At 64.0% G+C, this 15,671-nt stretch carries 17 protein-coding genes; 8 read left to right on the forward strand and 9 right to left on the reverse strand.

All coding sequences use genetic code 11. From position 1 onward, the window contains the following. Nucleotides 1-80: 80 nt before the first annotated feature. The 8 genes from gshB to rsmI all read right to left on the reverse strand — a co-directional run bounded on the left by gshB (nucleotide 81) and on the right by rsmI (nucleotide 7,743). Complete coding sequence (gene gshB / locus F3H41_RS11145; protein ID WP_149738751.1) at nucleotides 81-1,028, reverse strand: glutathione synthase; 948 nt, start codon at nucleotides 1,026-1,028, stop codon at nucleotides 81-83. An 84-nt stretch (nucleotides 1,029-1,112) separates the two neighbouring features. Further along, nucleotides 1,113-2,105 carry an endonuclease gene (locus F3H41_RS11150; RefSeq protein ID WP_188129430.1) on the reverse strand — a complete coding sequence of 331 codons (993 nt, stop codon included), beginning with the start codon at nucleotides 2,103-2,105 and terminating at the stop codon, nucleotides 1,113-1,115. After that, nucleotides 2,102-3,220, reverse strand: coding sequence for a sn-glycerol-3-phosphate import ATP-binding protein UgpC (locus tag F3H41_RS11155; RefSeq protein WP_149738752.1), 1,119 nt, complete (start codon nucleotides 3,218-3,220; stop codon nucleotides 2,102-2,104). The genes F3H41_RS11150 and F3H41_RS11155 overlap by 4 nt, the downstream gene beginning before the upstream one ends. Nucleotides 3,221-3,231: 11 nt before the next feature. Beyond that, nucleotides 3,232-4,074: a sn-glycerol-3-phosphate ABC transporter permease UgpE gene (gene ugpE / locus F3H41_RS11160; protein ID WP_149738753.1), complete on the reverse strand. Its 843-nt coding sequence runs from the start codon at nucleotides 4,072-4,074 to the stop codon at nucleotides 3,232-3,234. A gap of 10 nt (nucleotides 4,075-4,084) precedes the next feature. Further along, nucleotides 4,085-4,966, reverse strand: a complete 882-nt coding sequence (locus F3H41_RS11165) for an ABC transporter permease subunit (protein WP_149738754.1) — start codon at nucleotides 4,964-4,966, stop codon at nucleotides 4,085-4,087. Between the two features lie 71 nt (nucleotides 4,967-5,037). Then, complete coding sequence (locus F3H41_RS11170) at nucleotides 5,038-6,336, reverse strand: extracellular solute-binding protein (RefSeq protein ID WP_149738755.1); 1,299 nt, start codon at nucleotides 6,334-6,336, stop codon at nucleotides 5,038-5,040. Between the two features lie 136 nt (nucleotides 6,337-6,472). Then, entirely contained in the window at nucleotides 6,473-6,853 is a 381-nt protein-coding gene (locus tag F3H41_RS11175; protein ID WP_149738756.1) for a YraN family protein, read from the reverse strand. Further along, nucleotides 6,850-7,743 carry a 16S rRNA (cytidine(1402)-2'-O)-methyltransferase gene (gene rsmI / locus F3H41_RS11180; RefSeq protein WP_149738757.1) on the reverse strand — a complete coding sequence of 298 codons (894 nt, stop codon included), beginning with the start codon at nucleotides 7,741-7,743 and terminating at the stop codon, nucleotides 6,850-6,852. The genes F3H41_RS11175 and rsmI overlap by 4 nt, the downstream gene beginning before the upstream one ends. A 291-nt stretch (nucleotides 7,744-8,034) precedes the next feature. On the opposite strand from rsmI, the gene dnaN reads away from it, so the two are divergent. The 6 genes from dnaN to F3H41_RS21260 all read left to right on the forward strand — a co-directional run bounded on the left by dnaN (nucleotide 8,035) and on the right by F3H41_RS21260 (nucleotide 12,551). Continuing rightward, nucleotides 8,035-9,153: a DNA polymerase III subunit beta gene (dnaN, locus tag F3H41_RS11185; protein WP_149738758.1), complete on the forward strand. Its 1,119-nt coding sequence runs from the start codon at nucleotides 8,035-8,037 to the stop codon at nucleotides 9,151-9,153. A gap of 231 nt (nucleotides 9,154-9,384) precedes the next feature. Further along, the gene (gene pmtA, locus F3H41_RS11190; RefSeq protein ID WP_149738759.1) at nucleotides 9,385-9,984 is read left to right on the forward strand and encodes a phospholipid N-methyltransferase PmtA; all 600 of its coding nucleotides are present in this window, start codon (nucleotides 9,385-9,387) and stop codon (nucleotides 9,982-9,984) included. 101 nt (nucleotides 9,985-10,085) lie between these two features. Further along, the gene (gene pyrF, locus F3H41_RS11195; protein WP_149738760.1) at nucleotides 10,086-10,793 is read left to right on the forward strand and encodes an orotidine-5'-phosphate decarboxylase; all 708 of its coding nucleotides are present in this window, start codon (nucleotides 10,086-10,088) and stop codon (nucleotides 10,791-10,793) included. A 31-nt stretch (nucleotides 10,794-10,824) separates the two neighbouring features. Continuing rightward, complete coding sequence (locus tag F3H41_RS11200) at nucleotides 10,825-11,112, forward strand: DUF1330 domain-containing protein (protein WP_149738761.1); 288 nt, start codon at nucleotides 10,825-10,827, stop codon at nucleotides 11,110-11,112. Between the two features lie 111 nt (nucleotides 11,113-11,223). Continuing rightward, nucleotides 11,224-12,204 (forward strand): complex I NDUFA9 subunit family protein, encoded by a 981-nt coding sequence (locus F3H41_RS11205; protein ID WP_149738762.1) that lies wholly within the window; start codon nucleotides 11,224-11,226, stop codon nucleotides 12,202-12,204. Between the two features lie 182 nt (nucleotides 12,205-12,386). After that, nucleotides 12,387-12,551, forward strand: coding sequence for a hypothetical protein (locus F3H41_RS21260; protein ID WP_188129431.1), 165 nt, complete (start codon nucleotides 12,387-12,389; stop codon nucleotides 12,549-12,551). A gap of 103 nt (nucleotides 12,552-12,654) precedes the next feature. Here F3H41_RS21260 and F3H41_RS11210 read toward each other — a convergent pair whose 3' ends face one another. Further along, a complete protein-coding gene (locus F3H41_RS11210; protein ID WP_149738763.1) occupies nucleotides 12,655-13,482 on the reverse strand; it encodes an undecaprenyl-diphosphate phosphatase in 828 nt (275 codons plus the stop codon). Nucleotides 13,483-13,687: 205 nt separating this feature from the next. Here F3H41_RS11210 and F3H41_RS11215 point away from each other — a divergent pair, with 205 nt between their 5' ends. Then, nucleotides 13,688-14,380 (forward strand): glutathione S-transferase family protein, encoded by a 693-nt coding sequence (locus tag F3H41_RS11215; protein WP_149738764.1) that lies wholly within the window; start codon nucleotides 13,688-13,690, stop codon nucleotides 14,378-14,380. 123 nt (nucleotides 14,381-14,503) lie between these two features. Continuing rightward, a complete protein-coding gene (queG, locus tag F3H41_RS11220) occupies nucleotides 14,504-15,670 on the forward strand; it encodes a tRNA epoxyqueuosine(34) reductase QueG (RefSeq protein WP_149738765.1) in 1,167 nt (388 codons plus the stop codon). The last annotated feature ends 1 nt before the right edge of the window (nucleotide 15,671 follow it).

Raw genomic sequence — 15,671 nt, forward strand, 5'->3', positions numbered from 1 at the left:
AGAACATAATACGCAATTCAACCGCATGGGTTGCATGCGGTTGAATCACAAGAACAAAAAGTGATTGCTGCAGACGCGCCTCAGCCGCGCTTTCTTTCGATGGCGTCCCACAGGAGCGCGGCGATATCGGCGCCGCCGAACTTCTTCACCTCGCGAATGCCGGTCGGCGAGGTGACGTTGATCTCGGTCATAAAGTCGCCGATGACGTCGATGCCGACGAGCAGGAAGCCTCTCTCACGCAGGGCGGGACCGATGCGGTCGCAGATTTCCTTTTCGCGCGCCGTCAGTTCCGTCGCCTCGGCGCGCCCGCCGACATGCATGTTTGAGCGGCTGTCATGCTCGGCCGGCACGCGGTTGATGGCGCCGACGGGCTCGCCGTCGACCAGCAGGATGCGCTTGTCGCCCTTGCGCACCGCCGGCAGGTATTGCTGGGCGATGAAGGGTTCGCGGAACATCTGGCCGAACATTTCGAGCAGCGAGGACATGTTGCGGTCGTCGCGCGTCGAATGGAAGACGCCGGCCCCGCCGTTGCCGTAGAGCGGCTTCAGGATGATGTCGCCCATTTCTTCCCGGAACCGCGCGATTTCGGCCGGGTCGCGGGTTATCAGCGTCTTCGGCATCAGGTCGGCAAATTCGGTGACGAAGATCTTTTCCGGCGAATTCCTCACCCAGGCCGGATCGTTCACCACCAGCGTCTTCGGGTGGATGCGTTCCAGAAGATGGGTCGAGGTGATGTAGGCCATGTCGAAGGGCGGGTCTTGGCGCAGCAGCACCACGTCCATGGTGGAAAGATCTATGCGCTCGGGTTCGCCGAGGCTGTAATGATCGCCCTTCACGTCGCGAAGTTCCATCGGCTGCACGGTGGCGTAGACCGTGCCGTCGCGCAGGGAGAGCTTGTCGGGCGTATAGTGGAACAGGCGGTGGCCGCGCAGTTGCGCCTCAAGGCTCATCGCAAAGGTGGAATCGCCTGCGATGTTGATGCCGGACACATGGTCCATCTGCACGCCGACGTTCAGGATCTTGGCCATCTCGTTTCCCCGGGAATGAAAGCCCTGACGATGTAGAGGGCCGGACGACGCCTGACAAGGCAGCGGCGACGCCTGAAAGGGCGATCAGGCAAAACCCTCGATGCGGCAGACGATCATGTCGTGGTCGGAGAGCGGCCGGCCGCCGGCATCGAGCGAGGGCACGATGGTGGTCTCGCTGATTGCGAGGCCGCGCGACAGGAACCAGTCGAGCTTCATGGCGCGGTCCGGCCAGCGGGTGATGAGGCTCGGGCGCGTGGTCATGGCGTCGAGCGGCCCGCCGTGACGCAGGAAGCCGCGCGCCTCGGCGCGACGGAAGAGACCCTCTGCCTCGAAATCGCCGCCGGCATGGTTGCCGGTGTTGAGATCGCCGCCGATGAGAAGCGGAAGGCCGGGGAAGGCCTCCTCCAGCCTGTCCAGCATGTCCGTCACCTGCCGTTCGCGATAGGCGGCGGTGGTGGCGCTTTCGAGATGCACGGAGACGGCGAGCATCGGGCCCATTTCGGTGGCGATGACGGCGCCGATGGCGCATCGGTCGCCAAGCCGTGGCTGGTCGCCCTCGCGGGTGAACCACGGGCGCTCGCCCCACAGGCGCAGCATGAAGGGCTGCGAGAGCGTGACGGCCGCGGCGAGCGCATTGCCGTGGAAGCCGCGCGCGTTATGGGCGTCGCTCGCAAAGCTCGCCTCGATCTCGGAGCCGAGACCAAGCTCGATGAATTCGACGCCATAGGCATAGGCCATGGAGAGTTTCGCGGCGAGCTTTTGCGTGGTGTGGCGCTGGCCGGTGCGGGCCATGCCGTTGTCCATCTCCGAGAGCAGTACGAGGCAGGCGCCGGTGGCGGCGATGTGGTCAGCCGAGGGCTCGGGAAAAAGGCAGCGCTCCAGGTTCCATGCAGCCACCGTGGAGGGAAAGGTCAGCGGCCCGGACTGGCCGGGGCGGCCACCGAGTTCCAGCGTGTTGAGCGCCGAAACGCCCGCAGCTTCCGCATCATGGGCGGCCATCGTCCGCTCCAGACTTTTCCAGCGGTCGATTTCGAGCGCCGAGGGAACGGCCAGTTCGGCAACGATATCGGTGATCACGAGGCGGTCTCCAGGCGGAGCGGCGCATGCGCCCCTTGCACCGCCGGGCCGGTGTCGGCAGCCGTGATGCGCTTGCCGGTCGCGGCATCGAACCAGTGCAGGCGGCCGGCAGGCGGCAGGATGAAGAGCGTCTCGGCCAGCGGCCGGTCGGGAGAGGCGGCAACGGTCAGCGCCTGATCCACGACCGTGCCATGCAGCAGGCGCTGTGCGCCCAGTTCCTCGACATAATCGAGGCGGAAGGGCAGCGCCCCCGCCGCACCGGCCTCGGCCAACTGAATGTCTTCGGCGCGCATGCCGAGCGTGACGGCGCCATCGGGCAGCGCCGGCACCCCGGCCTGGATCGCGTGGGGGCCGAGCCGGGCGGCGCCCCTGTCGATCCCGACGGTGACGAGGTTCATGGCGGGCGAGCCGATGAAGCTCGCCACAAAGGTGGAGGCCGGGCGGTGGTAGACGTCGAGCGGATGGCCGATCTGCTCGATTTGGCCGCCCGAGAGCACCACGAGGCGATCGGCCAGCGTCATGGCCTCCAGCTGGTCGTGCGTGACGTAGAGCGAGGTGGTGCCGAGCCGCTTTTGCAGCCGCTTGATCTCGCCGCGCATGGAGACGCGCAGCTTGGCATCAAGGTTCGACAGCGGCTCGTCGAAGAGGAAGGCGGCGGGCTTGCGCACGATGGCGCGGCCCATGGCGACGCGCTGGCGCTGGCCGCCGGAAAGCGCCCGCGGCTTGCGGTCGAGATACTGCTCAATTTCCAGCATGCGGGCAGCTTCCGCCACGCGGGCGGCGATCTCGGCCTTCGGCGTCTTGCGGTTCTTAAGGCCGTAGGCAAGGTTCTGGTAGACAGTCATGTGCGGGTAGAGCGCATAGTTCTGGAAGACCATGGCGATGTCGCGGTCGGCGGGGTCGGTGGTGTTGACCACGCGGTCGCCAATCATCACCGTGCCCTTGGAGATGGTCTCGAGCCCGGCCACCATGCGCAGCAGCGTGGACTTGCCGCAGCCAGAAGGGCCGACGAGCACGATGAACTCGCCGTCGGCAATGTCGATCGAGACGGATTTCACCGCTTCGACGCCGCCCTGATAGATCTTCGAGACACCGGCGATGGTAATGTCGGCCATGGGGTTCTTCCTTACTTGTCGCTTTCGGTGAGGCCCTTGATGAACCAGGACTGGAACACGACGACGATGATGACGGGCGGCAGCATTGCCAGGACCGCCAGCGCAAAGGCCTCGTTGTAATCGGGGATCTGCGAGCCGACCCACACCTGGAGGATCTGCTTGATGCCGCGCATCAGCGTGTAGAAGCGCTCGTCGGTGGTCATCAGCATGGGCCAGAGATACTGGTTCCAGCCATAGACGAACATGATGATGAAGACGGCCGCGATCATGGTGCGCGAGAGCGGCAGCAGGATGTCGATGAAGAACTTCACCGGCCCGGCGCCATCGATGCGGGCGGCCTCCAGGAGCTCTTCCGGCACGGACTTGAAGAACTGGCGGAAGAAGAAGGTACCGGTCGCCGATGCCAAGAGCGGCAGGATGAGGCCCTGATAGGTGTTGAGCATGTGGAGATCGCTCATGACCTGGTAGGAGGGCATGATGCGCACTTCGAGCGGCAGGAGCAGCGTGGTGAAGATCAGCCAGAAGGCGACCGTCGCGAAACGGAAGCGGAAATAGACGATGGCATAGGCCGCCAGCATCGACAGCACGATCTTGCCGACGGCAAAGCCGATCCCGAGGATCAGCGAGTTCATCGTCATGGAAAGGCCCGTGACCTCGCCGGTGAAGCCGCTGCCGCGGAACAGCACCTTGTCGTAGGTGGACAGGCCGTCATTGCCGAGCGACAGCATCAGCCCGTTGGAATGGATGTCGGCGGCCGAATGGGTCGAGGTCATGAAGGCGACGACCAGCGGGCCCACCATGAAGAAGACGCCGAAGAGGAGGATCATGTGATCGAAAAATCCAGTGCGGTGCATGGCGCTCTCCTCAGCCGTAATGGACGCGACGTTCGATGAAGCGGAACTGGACCATCGTCAGCACGAGAACGACCAGCATCAGGATGACGGACTGCGCCGAGGACGAGCCGAGGTCATTGCCGCGGAAGCCGTCGAGATAGACTTTGTAGACCAGTGTGATCGGATTGTTGGCCGGCTTGTCCTTCGAGATGACGTCGATGACGGCAAAGGTGTCGAAGAGCGAATAGGTCATGTTAATGACCAGGAGGAAGAAGGTGGTGGGCGTCAGAAGCGGCAGGATGATCGTCCAGAAGCGGCGCGTGCCCGACTTGCAGTCGATGGCCGCGGCCTCGCGCACCGAGACGGGAATGCCCTGCAGGCCCGAAAGGAAGACGATGAAATTGTAGGGGATCTGGTTCCAGACCGCGACGACGATCATCGCAAAGGCGGTGTCGTAGTAGTTGAGCCCCACCTTCATGTCCCAGCCGAACAGCGACACGAACTTCACGAAGGGGCCGATGTGCTGGTCGAAGAACATCATGCCGATGAGGCCGGCGACCGGCGGGGCTATGGCGTAGACCACGATCAGCAGCGTCTTGTAGGCGGACTGGCCGCGAATGACGGCATCGGCCTTCAGCGCCAGCAGCAGGCCGAGCGAGAGAACGAGAAAGGTGACGAGAACGCTGAACACCACGGTGAAGGCGGCGATCGCGCGGTATTCTGCGGAAAACAGCACGTCCGTATAATTGGCAAAGCCGACGAAGGTGGAGCCGAAGCCGAAGGGATCCTCGATGTAGAAGGACGAGGTGATCGCCTGCGCAGCCGGCCAATAGAAGAAGATCGAGATGATCACGAACTGCGGCAGGAGCAGAAGATATGGCAGCGTTTTCGACTGGAACTGGACGCGCTTCATCGGGGCCCTTTCAGGACTGCACCCGGGAGCGATGAGCCCCCGGGTGTTTCGGACATGTCGGGAACGATCGATCAGCCGGCCGTCTTGGCGAAGCGGGCGAGAAGCTCGTCGGCTTCCTTCTTGATCGTTTCCATGGCGTCCTTCGGGGTGACTTCACCGGCGAAAATGCGGTTGTATTCGCGTTCCATGATGGCGCGGATCCGCGGATAGAAGCCGAGGCGATAACCCTTGTTCCATTCGCCCGACGGCAGCTGGAGCTGCAGGATGCCGACTTCGGCTGCCGGCTTTTCCTTGTAGTAGCCTTCGGACTTGGTCAGTTCGTAGGCGGCGCTGGTGATGGCCACGTAGCCGGTGGCTTCGTGATAGAACTTCTGGATCTCGGTCGAGGTCAGGAAGTTGAAGAAGGCGGCCGTGCACTTGTTTTCTTCAGCCGGCTTGCCGGCCATGGCGAAGAGAGCGGCGCCACCGATGAAGGAGTGGCCGCCGGCGCCCTGGATGGCGTTCCAATATGGCAGGAAGGTTGCCGAGAAGGGCATCTTGGCGGTCTTCTGCAGGCCGCCGAAGGAGCCGGAAGAGCCGATCCAGAGGGCGGCCTTGCCGTCTTCGAAGACCTTCTGGTTGTCGCTCCAGGCGGCGCCGTAATAGCCGAACAGGCCCTGATCGTACCAGGCCTTCAGCTTCTCGTACATCATGACGTGGTTCGGGTCGGTGACGTTGATCGTGGTGTCGACGACGCTGTCATAACCGTTGGTGTTGGAAGCGAACTGGATGTTGTTGCGCGAGAAGAAGTTCTCGGTGAACTGCCAGGTCAGCTGCGACTGGACGAGAGGGATGTAGCCGGCTTCCTTGAGCTTGGGAGCGATCGTCTCGAACTCTTCCCAGGTCTTCGGGGCCTCGACGCCGGCCTTCTTCAGGGCTTCGTCGTTGATGTACATGATCGGGGCGGAGGAGTTGAAGGGCATGCCGACGAACTTGCCGTCCGCGTCGGCATAGAAGTAGCGCACGCCTTCGATGAAGGCATTGCGGTCGAAGGAGAAGCCATTGTCTTTCAGGAGGTCTTCGGCGGCGATCGTTGCGCCCTTGGCGTTGATGATCGTGGCGGCCCCGGCGTCGAAGACCTGCAGGATATTCGGCTGCTCGCCGGAACGGAAGGCGGCGATGCCGGCCGACAGGGCCTCTTCATAGGACCCCTTGGAAACCGGGTTCAGGACGCATTCGGACTGGGCTGCGTTGAACTTCTGGGCGACTTCGTTGATGACTTCGCCGTTGCGGCCGCCCATGCCGTGCCACCAGGTGATGGTGGTGGCGGCGTAGGTGTTGGTTACCGAAAAGGCCAGCGCGAGGCCGGCAAACGCGATCTTCTTGCTCATGGGTCCTGTCCTCTCCACATGCGTGGTCGTTGGGGGATGGCAGGCACCTAGGACGCTTGCGTGAAAGCCAAGCGACAGTTCTGTTTCATTTCCACGACAGGCCGCCTAGGCGACCTCCCTAAATTTCGCAGGGGCCTCAGAAAGCGTCCGTGAGATGCCGTGGCCAGGCCCAGCCGGAGACGACGACGATATCGAAGCGCAGTGACAGGCGGGCCGCATCGGCGCGGCGTGACAGCCAGAGGTCGGCAGCGGCCCGGATGCGGCGGCGCGCCGTCATTGTCACGGCATCGACGCCGGCCGTCAGATCGCGGCGCGCCTTGACCTCGACGATGGCGATGAGATCGCCACGCCGGGCGATGAGGTCGATTTCGCCGAGCGGCGTGCGTACCCTAAGGCCAATGATGCGGTAGCCCTTCAGCGTCAGGGTGATGGCGGCGCGGATTTCGGCGAGTGCGCCGCGTCGGAGCGCCTTGCGGCGGTCGGGGTCGGGGTTCGATGACCGCCCGGCTTTCGTCATGGGCCGGCTTTCAGCGCCAGCAGGCGCTGGTAAAGGTCGCTGCGCGGCAGGCCGGTCTGGCGGGCCGCTTCCGTCGCGGCCTTGCCGGCCGGCAGATCAGCCGACAGCCGCGCCAGCAGGGCATCGACATCGGCCGCGTCGGGAGCGGCGGCTTCGCCCGGCGGTCCGACGAGGAAGACGATCTCGCCCTTCACAGGACCGGCCTCGTCATAATGGGCTGCGAGCTCACCCAGCGTGCCGCGACGGAACTCCTCGAAGGTCTTGGTCAGCTCCCGGCAGACGACGCCGGCGCGCTCGGGCCCCAGCACTTCGGATGCGATGCGCACCGTATCGGCGATCCGGTGGGGGGACTCGAAGAAGATCAGCGTCGCCTTCACATCCCCGAAGGCGGCCAGCCGCTCGCGCCGCGCCTTGTCCTTCACGGGCAGAAAGCCGGCGAAGAGAAAGGCGTCATTCGGCAGGCCGGCACCGACGAGCGCGGCCAGCGGCGCGGAGGCACCGGGGATCGGCACGACGCGAATGCCAGCGGCAATCGCCGCCTCCGCCAGCCGGAAACCGGGATCGGAAACGAGCGGCGTGCCGGCATCGGAGACGAGCGCCACGGACTTGCCCGCTTCCAGCGCCTCGATGAGGCGCGGGCCGACCTCGGTCGCATTGTGCTCATGATAGGCATAGGGGCGATTGACGATGCCGTAGCGGTCGAGAAGCACGCGGGTGACCCGGGTGTCCTCGCAGGCCAGCACGTCGGCGCCGGCCAGCGTTTCGAGCGCGCGCAGCGTGATGTCGGAGAGATTGCCGATCGGGGTCGCAACCAGATAGAGCGCGCCCTCCAGCGGCCGGGCCGTGATCTCGGTCGCGTGGATCCTGTAGGTCTTCGGGCGATCCTGCATGCATCTTTTCCTGGCACGGGCGAACCGCCTGGCGCGGCCCCTTCCCTTCCTGCTCCTTATGCGGGAGCGGGAACGGGAGAGCAAGGCGCGCCGAAGGGGCGAGCGGACGGCGCGCCGGCCACGGTAAGGTTACCTCGGGATAAGGCTGGGTAGCGGCAAAAGCGCTTGCATCCGCCGCGGAATATCTGCCATTTTGCGCCTCCACGTCTGAAGGCAAGCCTTGCGGCGACGCCAATCACAAATCTCGCGCGTGCCGCAGCCTGCGGCATGCCGATCCAAAACGGTAGCATCATGCGTATCACCATTGAGCGGTCGAACCTTCTGAAAACGCTGAACCACGTTCACCGCGTGGTGGAGCGTCGCACCACGATCCCGATCCTGTCGAACATTCTGCTGCGCGCCGACGGCGCCAGCCTCGACATGAAGGCGACCGACCTCGACCTCGAGGTGACCGAGGCAACGCCGGCCGAAATCCAGCAGGCGGGCGCAACGACCGTTCCGGCCCACCTGCTCTACGACATCGTGCGCAAGCTGCCGGACGGATCGGAAGTGCTGCTCGCCACCACGCCGGACGGCGGAGCGATGACAGTTGCCTCCGGCCGCTCCAAGTTCTCGCTGCAATGCCTGCCGCAGAGCGATTTTCCGGACCTGACCACCGGCACCTTCTCCCACACGTTCCGCCTCAAGGCGAGCGAGTTGAAAATGCTGATCGACCGCACCCAGTTCGCCATCTCCACCGAGGAGACGCGCTACTACCTCAACGGCATCTTCATCCACACGGTGGAGAGCAAGGGCGAGCTGAAGCTGCGCTCGGTCGCGACCGATGGCCATCGCCTCGCCCGCGCCGACGTGGTCGCGCCTTCGGGCTCGGAAGGCATGCCGGGCATCATCATTCCCCGCAAGACAGTCGGCGAACTCCAGAAGCTCATCGACACGCCGGATCTCATCGTGACCGTCGAAGTCTCGGATGCGAAAATTCGCTTCACCATCGGCTCGATCGTCATGACCTCGAAGCTGATCGACGGCACCTTCCCGGACTATCAGCGCGTCATCCCGACCGCCAATGACAAGGAACTGCGCATCGACTGCGCCTCCTTCGCCTCAGCCGTCGACCGCGTTTCCACCATCTCGTCCGAACGCGGCCGCGCCGTGAAGCTGGCGCTTGCCGATGGCCAGCTGACGCTGACGGTCAACAACCCCGATTCCGGCAGCGCAACGGAAGAGCTGCCGGTCGGCTATGACGGCGACCCGCTGGAGATCGGCTTCAACGCCAAGTACCTGCTCGACATCACCTCCCAGCTGTCCGGCGAAGAGGCCGTGTTCATGCTGGCCGATCCCGGCTCGCCGACGCTGGTGCGCGACCTTGCAGGTGATGATGCGCTTTACGTTCTCATGCCAATGCGCGTCTAGGACATCCTCGCCTTCAACGGCGTCACCACTGCGGGAAGGCCGGCTGTCCCGGCGGGTCCTTTCGCGATACGTCTCTGAAAAGATGACGATGTTTGCACACAGGCCGCAATGAGACTTGTTTTTGACGTAAACACAGTCACATTCTACTCACAGAACCGCAGGCATGAGGCTGCGGCGATAAAGCCGGGCGGGCGAACCGCCGGCGACAGGGTGTATCCCAAGGGGGCGCGCATGAAGCTCGGCGTGAAGGTCAAGGAACGGCTCGGTCGAAAGTTCGACGAGGAAATCCGCTTCTTCAAAGGTTTCCGCAGCAACATGAAGGCCGTCGGATCGATCGTCCCGACCTCCGGCTTCACGGCACGGCGCATGGCGAGTGTCATCGACATCCAGTCCGGCCTGCCCGTGCTCGAGCTCGGCCCCGGCACGGGCGTGATCACCAAGGCCATCCTGCAGACCGGGCTTGCACCGGATAAGCTGGTCTCGGTCGAATATTCCGAGAGCTTCTTTGAGCATTTGATCTCGACCTATCCCGGCGTCAATTTCGTGCATGGGGATGCCTTCAACCTGGACGAGTCGCTCGGCACGCTCGCCGGCACCCGTTTCGACTGTGTCATCTCGGCCGTGCCGCTGCTGAATTTCCCGATGCACCGCCGCGTCTCGCTGATAGACAGCCTTCTCGACCGCGTCCCGGCCGGCCGGCCCGTGATCCAGATTTCCTACGGACCGCTGTCCCCCGTCGTCGCGATGCCGGATCGCTATCAGATCAGCCATTATGATTTTGTGGTGCGCAACATTCCTCCCGCACAGTTATGGGTCTATCGCCGCGGCTGAGATGCCTGTGATGGGGCGCCCTTTCGTCGCCTTTGCCCTTGCCGATCGCCGCGTCGCATGCGACTGGACGCCCGTCGAATTCTGGCAGGGAGTGTGATGCGATGGACACCCGTGACCGACTGATCGTCGGCCTTGATCTTCCGAGCGTGGACGAGGCCGAACGCATGGTGGAAACGCTGGGCGACAGCGTCAATTTTTACAAAATCGGCTATCAACTCGTCTTTGCCGGCGGCCTTCCCTTCGCGCAGCAGCTTGCCGCGAGCGGCAAGAAGGTCTTCCTCGACGTCAAGCTGCTCGACATCGACAACACGATTGCGCACGGCGTCGAGAACATCGCCAAGATGGGCATGACGATGATGACTCTGCATGCCTATCCCAAGGCAATGCGCGCGGCCGTGAAGGCGGCCGAAGGTTCAGGCCTCTGCCTGCTGGGCGTCACTGTCCTCACCTCCATGGACCAGGCGGACCTCACCGAAGCCGGCTATGCTACGGATCCGCAATCGCTGGTCAGGCTGCGCGCCGAACAGGCTCGCGATGCCGGCATGGGCGGCATCGTCTGCTCGGCCGAGGAATCGGCGCTGGTGCGCGGCATCGTGGGCACCGATCTCGCCATCGTCACGCCGGGCATTCGGCCCACAGGCGCGGAGGCCGGCGACCAGAAGCGGGTGGTGACACCCGGCGATGCGCTGAAGGCCGGCTCCACCCACCTCGTCGTTGGCCGACCCATCGTCAAGGCACCCGACCCGAAGGCCGCCGCCAGAGCCATCCTGGACGAGATGCACACGGCCCTGTGGCCCGCCAACGCTTAAGCCCCGGATAATCAAGAGGAGGAAACCCGTTATGGCCAAGGGATACTGGATCGCCCGTGTCGATGTTCGCGACCCGGAAGGCTACAAGGACTATGTGGCGGCCGCCAAAGTGGCCTTCGAAAAATACGGCGCGGTATTTCTTGCCCGTGGGGGCGCCTATGAGCGCCTCGAGGGCGCGGTGCGAGCCCGCAACGTCGTCATCGAGTTTCCCTCGATGCAGGCCGCTATCGACTGCTACAATTCCATGGAATACCAGATCGCAGCCGCCATCCGCCAGAAGGTGGCCGATGCAGAAATGGTCGTCGTCGAAGGGCTTTGACACGTCTTTGCCGCAGCGCACACTGCGGCACTCGGCCCACCTTCACCTTGTCATCGTCTTGGGGTAGAACCTCAAGCCTAACAGTCGTTCCCGACCAGGAGATTCTGCCCCATGACCCTCGCCAATCTTCCGCCGCTCGTCACCGTCTTCGGCGGCTCGGGGTTTGTTGGACGTCATGTCGTCAGGGCGCTCGCCCGGCGCGGCTATCGCATTCGGGTCGCCGTTCGCCGGCCGGACCTGGCCGGCTTCCTGCAGCCGCTCGGCAATGTCGGGCAGATCTCATTCGTTCAGGCCAACCTGCGCTTCCGCAAGTCGGTGGACCGCGCCGTTGAAGGCTCCGACCATGTCGTCAACTGCGTCGGCATCCTGTTCGAGGCCGGCCGCAACACCTTCGATGCCGTACAGGAATTCGGCGCCCGCGCCATTGCCGAGGCGGCCCGCACGGCCGGCGCCACGCTGACGCACGTCTCCGCGATCGGCGCGGACGCCAATTCGGAATCGGTCTATGCCCGCACCAAGGGCCGCGCCGAGCAGGCGATCCTGTCGACCGTTCCCTCGGCGGTCATCCTGCGCCCCTCCATCGTGTTCGGCCCCGAGGACGGCTTCTTCAACAAGTTTGCGGATATGTCGCGCTTCTTCCCGGCCCTGCCGCTGGTCGGCGGCGGCATGACGAAGTTCCAGCCGGTTTATGTCGCCGATGTTGCGGAAGCGGTCGCCAATGCCGTTGATGGCAAGCTGCAGCCGGGTGCCGTCTATGAACTCGGCGGCCCCGAGGTCATGACCTTCCGCGATTGTCTCGAAACCATGCTGTCGGTCGTCGATCGCAAGCGCCCGCTGGTTTCCCTGCCCTTCGGCCTCGCATCGCTGATGGGCTCGGTCGCTTCGCTCGTGCCCTTCATCACCCCGCCGATCACGCCGGATCAGGTGAAGCTCCTGAAGTCGGACAACGTTGTCTCGCCCGAGGCGATCGCGGCTGGCCGGACACTCGCCGGCATGGGCATACAGCCGACGGCGGTGGAGGCGGTTCTGCCCTCCTATCTCGTGCGTTATCGCCCACAGGGCCAATACACACGCTCGGGCCGGGCCGCCTGACGAGAACGTCCCACCATCGCGACCGTTGCAGGAAAGCCGCAGTAAAATGCGGCTTTTTCATTTACCGGGGATTCAGCATGATCCCGTATTGATCGGAATGTCAGCTCCGACTATCAGCGGCAGTCACAGGGCCGAGCGGGGCATTCCGGGGCATCCACTTTCTTCGAAAGGCTGAATTTTCAATGGGCAAGTCGATTGCTGCTTTCTTTGCCTGCGCAGCGCTGGTGATTATCGCCGGCTCCTTCGTCGCACCGCGCACCACGGTTGCCGATAGCCGCGCCGCATGCGCGCCGGCCTATGGCGTCGATCCGTGCACGACGGGCGCCATCCCCGGCAGCGCCAAGTAATCTGCCCCAGGGCGCTCCGCTGACTGGGGGCGCATCCCACACATATCACCCGTGAATTTGCACAACCGCGTGGCCCGCTCTCCCAGCAGGCCACGCGGTTTTTTCATGCGGCGGGAACGGAACCGCCGCTGGTCAGCAGCAGGGCGATGAGGCCGATGGTGCCGACAACGATCCGCCAGATCGCGAAGGGCGTGAAGCCGCGCGAGGAGACGAAATCGAGCAGCTTGCGCACGACGATCAGTGCCGAGACGAAGGCGGCCACGAAACCGATCGCGACGATGCTGGCGGAAGAGAAATCGAGGGCGTTGCGGTTCTTGTAAAGGTCGAGCGTGAAGGCCCCGAGCATGGTCGGCATGGCGAGGAAGAAGGAGAACTCCGCCGCCGAACGCTTGTCCGTACCCATCAGCAGCGCGCCAACGATGGTCGCGCCCGAACGCGAGGTTCCAGGCACCATGGCGAGGCACTGGAAAAAGCCGATCTTCAGCGCCAGTGACGGCGGATAGTCCATCACGTCGCGGTAGCGTGGCTTCAGCGGCATGCGATCGACCGCCAGCAGCACGAAGCCGCCGAGGATCAGGACGACGCAGATCAGCATAGGCGTCTCGAACAGCACCGACTTGATGAAGTCATGGGCGAGAGCGCCGATGACGGCGGCCGGGAGGAAAGCGAGGAGAACGGACAGGACGAAGCGGCGGGCGCGCGCATCGCTGGGAAGCGCCAGCGCGATCGAGAGCAGTTTCTGGAAATAGACCAGGAGAATAGCGAGGATCGCGCCGAGCTGGATGAGAACGGCAAAGGTGTTGCCGGGCGACTTGAAGCCCAGAAAATGACCCGCCAGAAGAACGTGGGCGGTTGAGGAAACTGGAATAAACTCGGTCAGGCCCTCGATAATTCCGAGCACGAGGGCGCTCACAATCGATTGATCGTCCATGAATTAATTTTCCCTGAAGAATTGCGCTCTATCTAGAAAAGGATTGGTTGCCTTGCGTTAATCGTGCCGTGTTCCTATAGCTCCTCGCCCCGGCGCATGGCCAGCCAAAACGCTAGGGTCGAAACCCAATCAGAGCACCTATCCTGATTGGGTTTCAACCCTAGATGACCGCGACACAGCCCCCATTGAGAACAGAAGCTCATCGATGCCCATTCTCTACCACCATCCGATGTCTGCCGCCTCGCGCTTCGTCCGGCTGATCCTGTCCGAATATGGCTATCAGCCCGATCTGGCGGAAGAACAGCCATGGGACAAGCGCAAGGACTTTCTTGCGCTCAACCCGGCCGGCACGCTTCCGGTCTATGTGGACGACAGCATGCGGGCGCTCTGTGGGGCGGGCGTCATCAGCGAGTTTCTCGACGAAACCGATGGCGTCCTGAAACGCGAGCGTCGACTTCTGGCCGAGGACCCGTTCCAGCGCGCCGAAATCCGCCGGCTGACGGAGTGGTTCATGCAGAAGATGGAAGCGGACGTGACGCGGCCCTTGGTGCGCGAGCGCGTCTTCAAGCTGCAGATGCGGGCCGATCAGGGTGGCGGTGCGCCGGATAGCAAGGTGCTGCGCACCTCGCGCGCCAATATCCGCCAGCATCTGAAATATCTCTCCTGGCTGGCGGGCTCGCGTACCTATCTGGCCGGCGAGCGTCTATCCTATGCCGACCTTGCGGCGGCGGCCTCCCTGTCGGTGCTCGACTATCTCGGCGAGGTGGACTGGAGCGAGGCACCGGCGGCCAAGGACTGGTACCAGCGCATCAAGTCGCGCCCCTCCTTCCGCCCGCTGCTCGCCGAGCGCGTGCGCGGCATCCTGCCGGTCTCGCATTATGCGGACCTCGATTTCTAGAGCATTTCCAGCCGAAGCGTGATCGCTTCGGCGTCGGACAATGCGGTGAAACAAAAAACAGAGAACATTTCCAGTGATCCCCTGATCATCGGAAATGCTCTGTGAAGGGTGAGGAGGACGACGGTGGCGGCAGAGACGGCGCGGGCAGACAGGCAGCGCCTGGCCCTCACGCAGTTCGCCACCGCCGAGGCGCTGGCGCACGGCTTCGACCTCTGTCGCATCACGACCCCCGAACGCATTCCGGACCTCCGGCCGGTTCTCCAGGCCTTCGTGGGCGAAGGCTATCACGGCAGCATGGCCTGGATGGAAGAGACGCTGGAGCGGCGCGGCCATCCGACAGGGCTCTGGCCGGAGGTCCGCTCGCTCGTCATGGTCGCCATGAATTACGGGCCGGACGAGGATCCGCGGACCTTGCGCGAAGAGCCCGGTCGTGGCGCCATCTCCGTCTATGCCCGCCACCGCGACTATCACGACGTCATGAAGGGCAAGCTGAAGGCGCTCGCGACCCGCTTTGCCGCCCGGGCCGGCAGCGATGTCAAGGTCTTCGTCGATACGGCGCCGGTGATGGAAAAGCCGCTCGCCGCCGCCGCCGGGCTCGGCTGGCAGGGCAAGCACACCAATCTCGTCAGCCGCAGCCATGGCTCCTGGCTGTTCCTCGGCTCGATGTTCACCACGGCCGAGCTGATCCCCGATGCCGGCGAAGTGGACCACTGCGGCTCCTGCCGGGCCTGCCTTGATGCGTGCCCAACCAACGCCTTCCCCGCGCCCTACCGGATCGATGCGCGGCGCTGCATTTCCTATCTGACTATCGAGAACAAGGGGCCGATCCCGGCCGACCTGCGCCCGCTGATCGGCAACCGCATCTATGGCTGTGACGATTGCCTTGCGGCCTGCCCCTGGAACAAGTTCGCGCAGAGCGCCGCCGAAATCCGCCTGAAAGCGCGCGCGGATCTGAAGGCCCCTGAACTCGCCGATCTCCTTGCCCTTGATGATGCCGCCTTCCGTGCGCACTTCTCGGCCTCGCCCATCAAGCGGATCGGCCGCGATCGGTTCCTGCGCAATGTGCTGACGGCGGCCGGAAATAGCGGCGATGGTGATCTTGCAGGCCACTGTCGGCCACACCTGTCTGACACCTCGCCCCTCGTGCGCGGGGCCGCGGCGTGGGCGATGGCGCGCCTTCTGGATGCCGGCGCCTTTGCGGCGCTGGCGAAGCAGATGACGGCCGACGAACAAGACGAGATGGTGCTGACCGAGTGGCGCGATGCCCTGGCCAGCCAAGGAGAGAGCTGAC

Source organism: Rhizobium sp. RU20A, from assembly GCF_900155885.1.
Lineage (GTDB): Bacteria > Pseudomonadota > Alphaproteobacteria > Rhizobiales > Rhizobiaceae > RU20A.

Excerpts from the sequence above, each read along its gene's own strand:
- ugpE (WP_149738753.1), bottom strand. The coding sequence starts at position 4,074 with ATGCACCGCACTGGATTTTTCGATCACATGATCCTCCTCTTCGGCGTC.
- F3H41_RS11215 (WP_149738764.1), top strand. The coding sequence starts at position 13,688 with ATGCCCATTCTCTACCACCATCCGATGTCTGCCGCCTCGCGCTTCGTC.
- gshB (WP_149738751.1), bottom strand. The coding sequence starts at position 1,028 with ATGGCCAAGATCCTGAACGTCGGCGTGCAGATGGACCATGTGTCCGGC.
- pyrF (WP_149738760.1), top strand. The coding sequence starts at position 10,086 with ATGGACACCCGTGACCGACTGATCGTCGGCCTTGATCTTCCGAGCGTG.
- dnaN (WP_149738758.1), top strand. The coding sequence starts at position 8,035 with ATGCGTATCACCATTGAGCGGTCGAACCTTCTGAAAACGCTGAACCAC.
- F3H41_RS21260 (WP_188129431.1), top strand. The coding sequence starts at position 12,387 with ATGGGCAAGTCGATTGCTGCTTTCTTTGCCTGCGCAGCGCTGGTGATT.
- F3H41_RS11205 (WP_149738762.1), top strand. The coding sequence starts at position 11,224 with ATGACCCTCGCCAATCTTCCGCCGCTCGTCACCGTCTTCGGCGGCTCG.
- F3H41_RS11200 (WP_149738761.1), top strand. The coding sequence starts at position 10,825 with ATGGCCAAGGGATACTGGATCGCCCGTGTCGATGTTCGCGACCCGGAA.
- F3H41_RS11155 (WP_149738752.1), bottom strand. The coding sequence starts at position 3,220 with ATGGCCGACATTACCATCGCCGGTGTCTCGAAGATCTATCAGGGCGGC.
- F3H41_RS11175 (WP_149738756.1), bottom strand. The coding sequence starts at position 6,853 with ATGACGAAAGCCGGGCGGTCATCGAACCCCGACCCCGACCGCCGCAAG.
- F3H41_RS11165 (WP_149738754.1), bottom strand. The coding sequence starts at position 4,966 with ATGAAGCGCGTCCAGTTCCAGTCGAAAACGCTGCCATATCTTCTGCTC.
- F3H41_RS11210 (WP_149738763.1), bottom strand. The coding sequence starts at position 13,482 with ATGGACGATCAATCGATTGTGAGCGCCCTCGTGCTCGGAATTATCGAG.
- F3H41_RS11170 (WP_149738755.1), bottom strand. The coding sequence starts at position 6,336 with ATGAGCAAGAAGATCGCGTTTGCCGGCCTCGCGCTGGCCTTTTCGGTA.
- rsmI (WP_149738757.1), bottom strand. The coding sequence starts at position 7,743 with ATGCAGGATCGCCCGAAGACCTACAGGATCCACGCGACCGAGATCACG.
- pmtA (WP_149738759.1), top strand. The coding sequence starts at position 9,385 with ATGAAGCTCGGCGTGAAGGTCAAGGAACGGCTCGGTCGAAAGTTCGAC.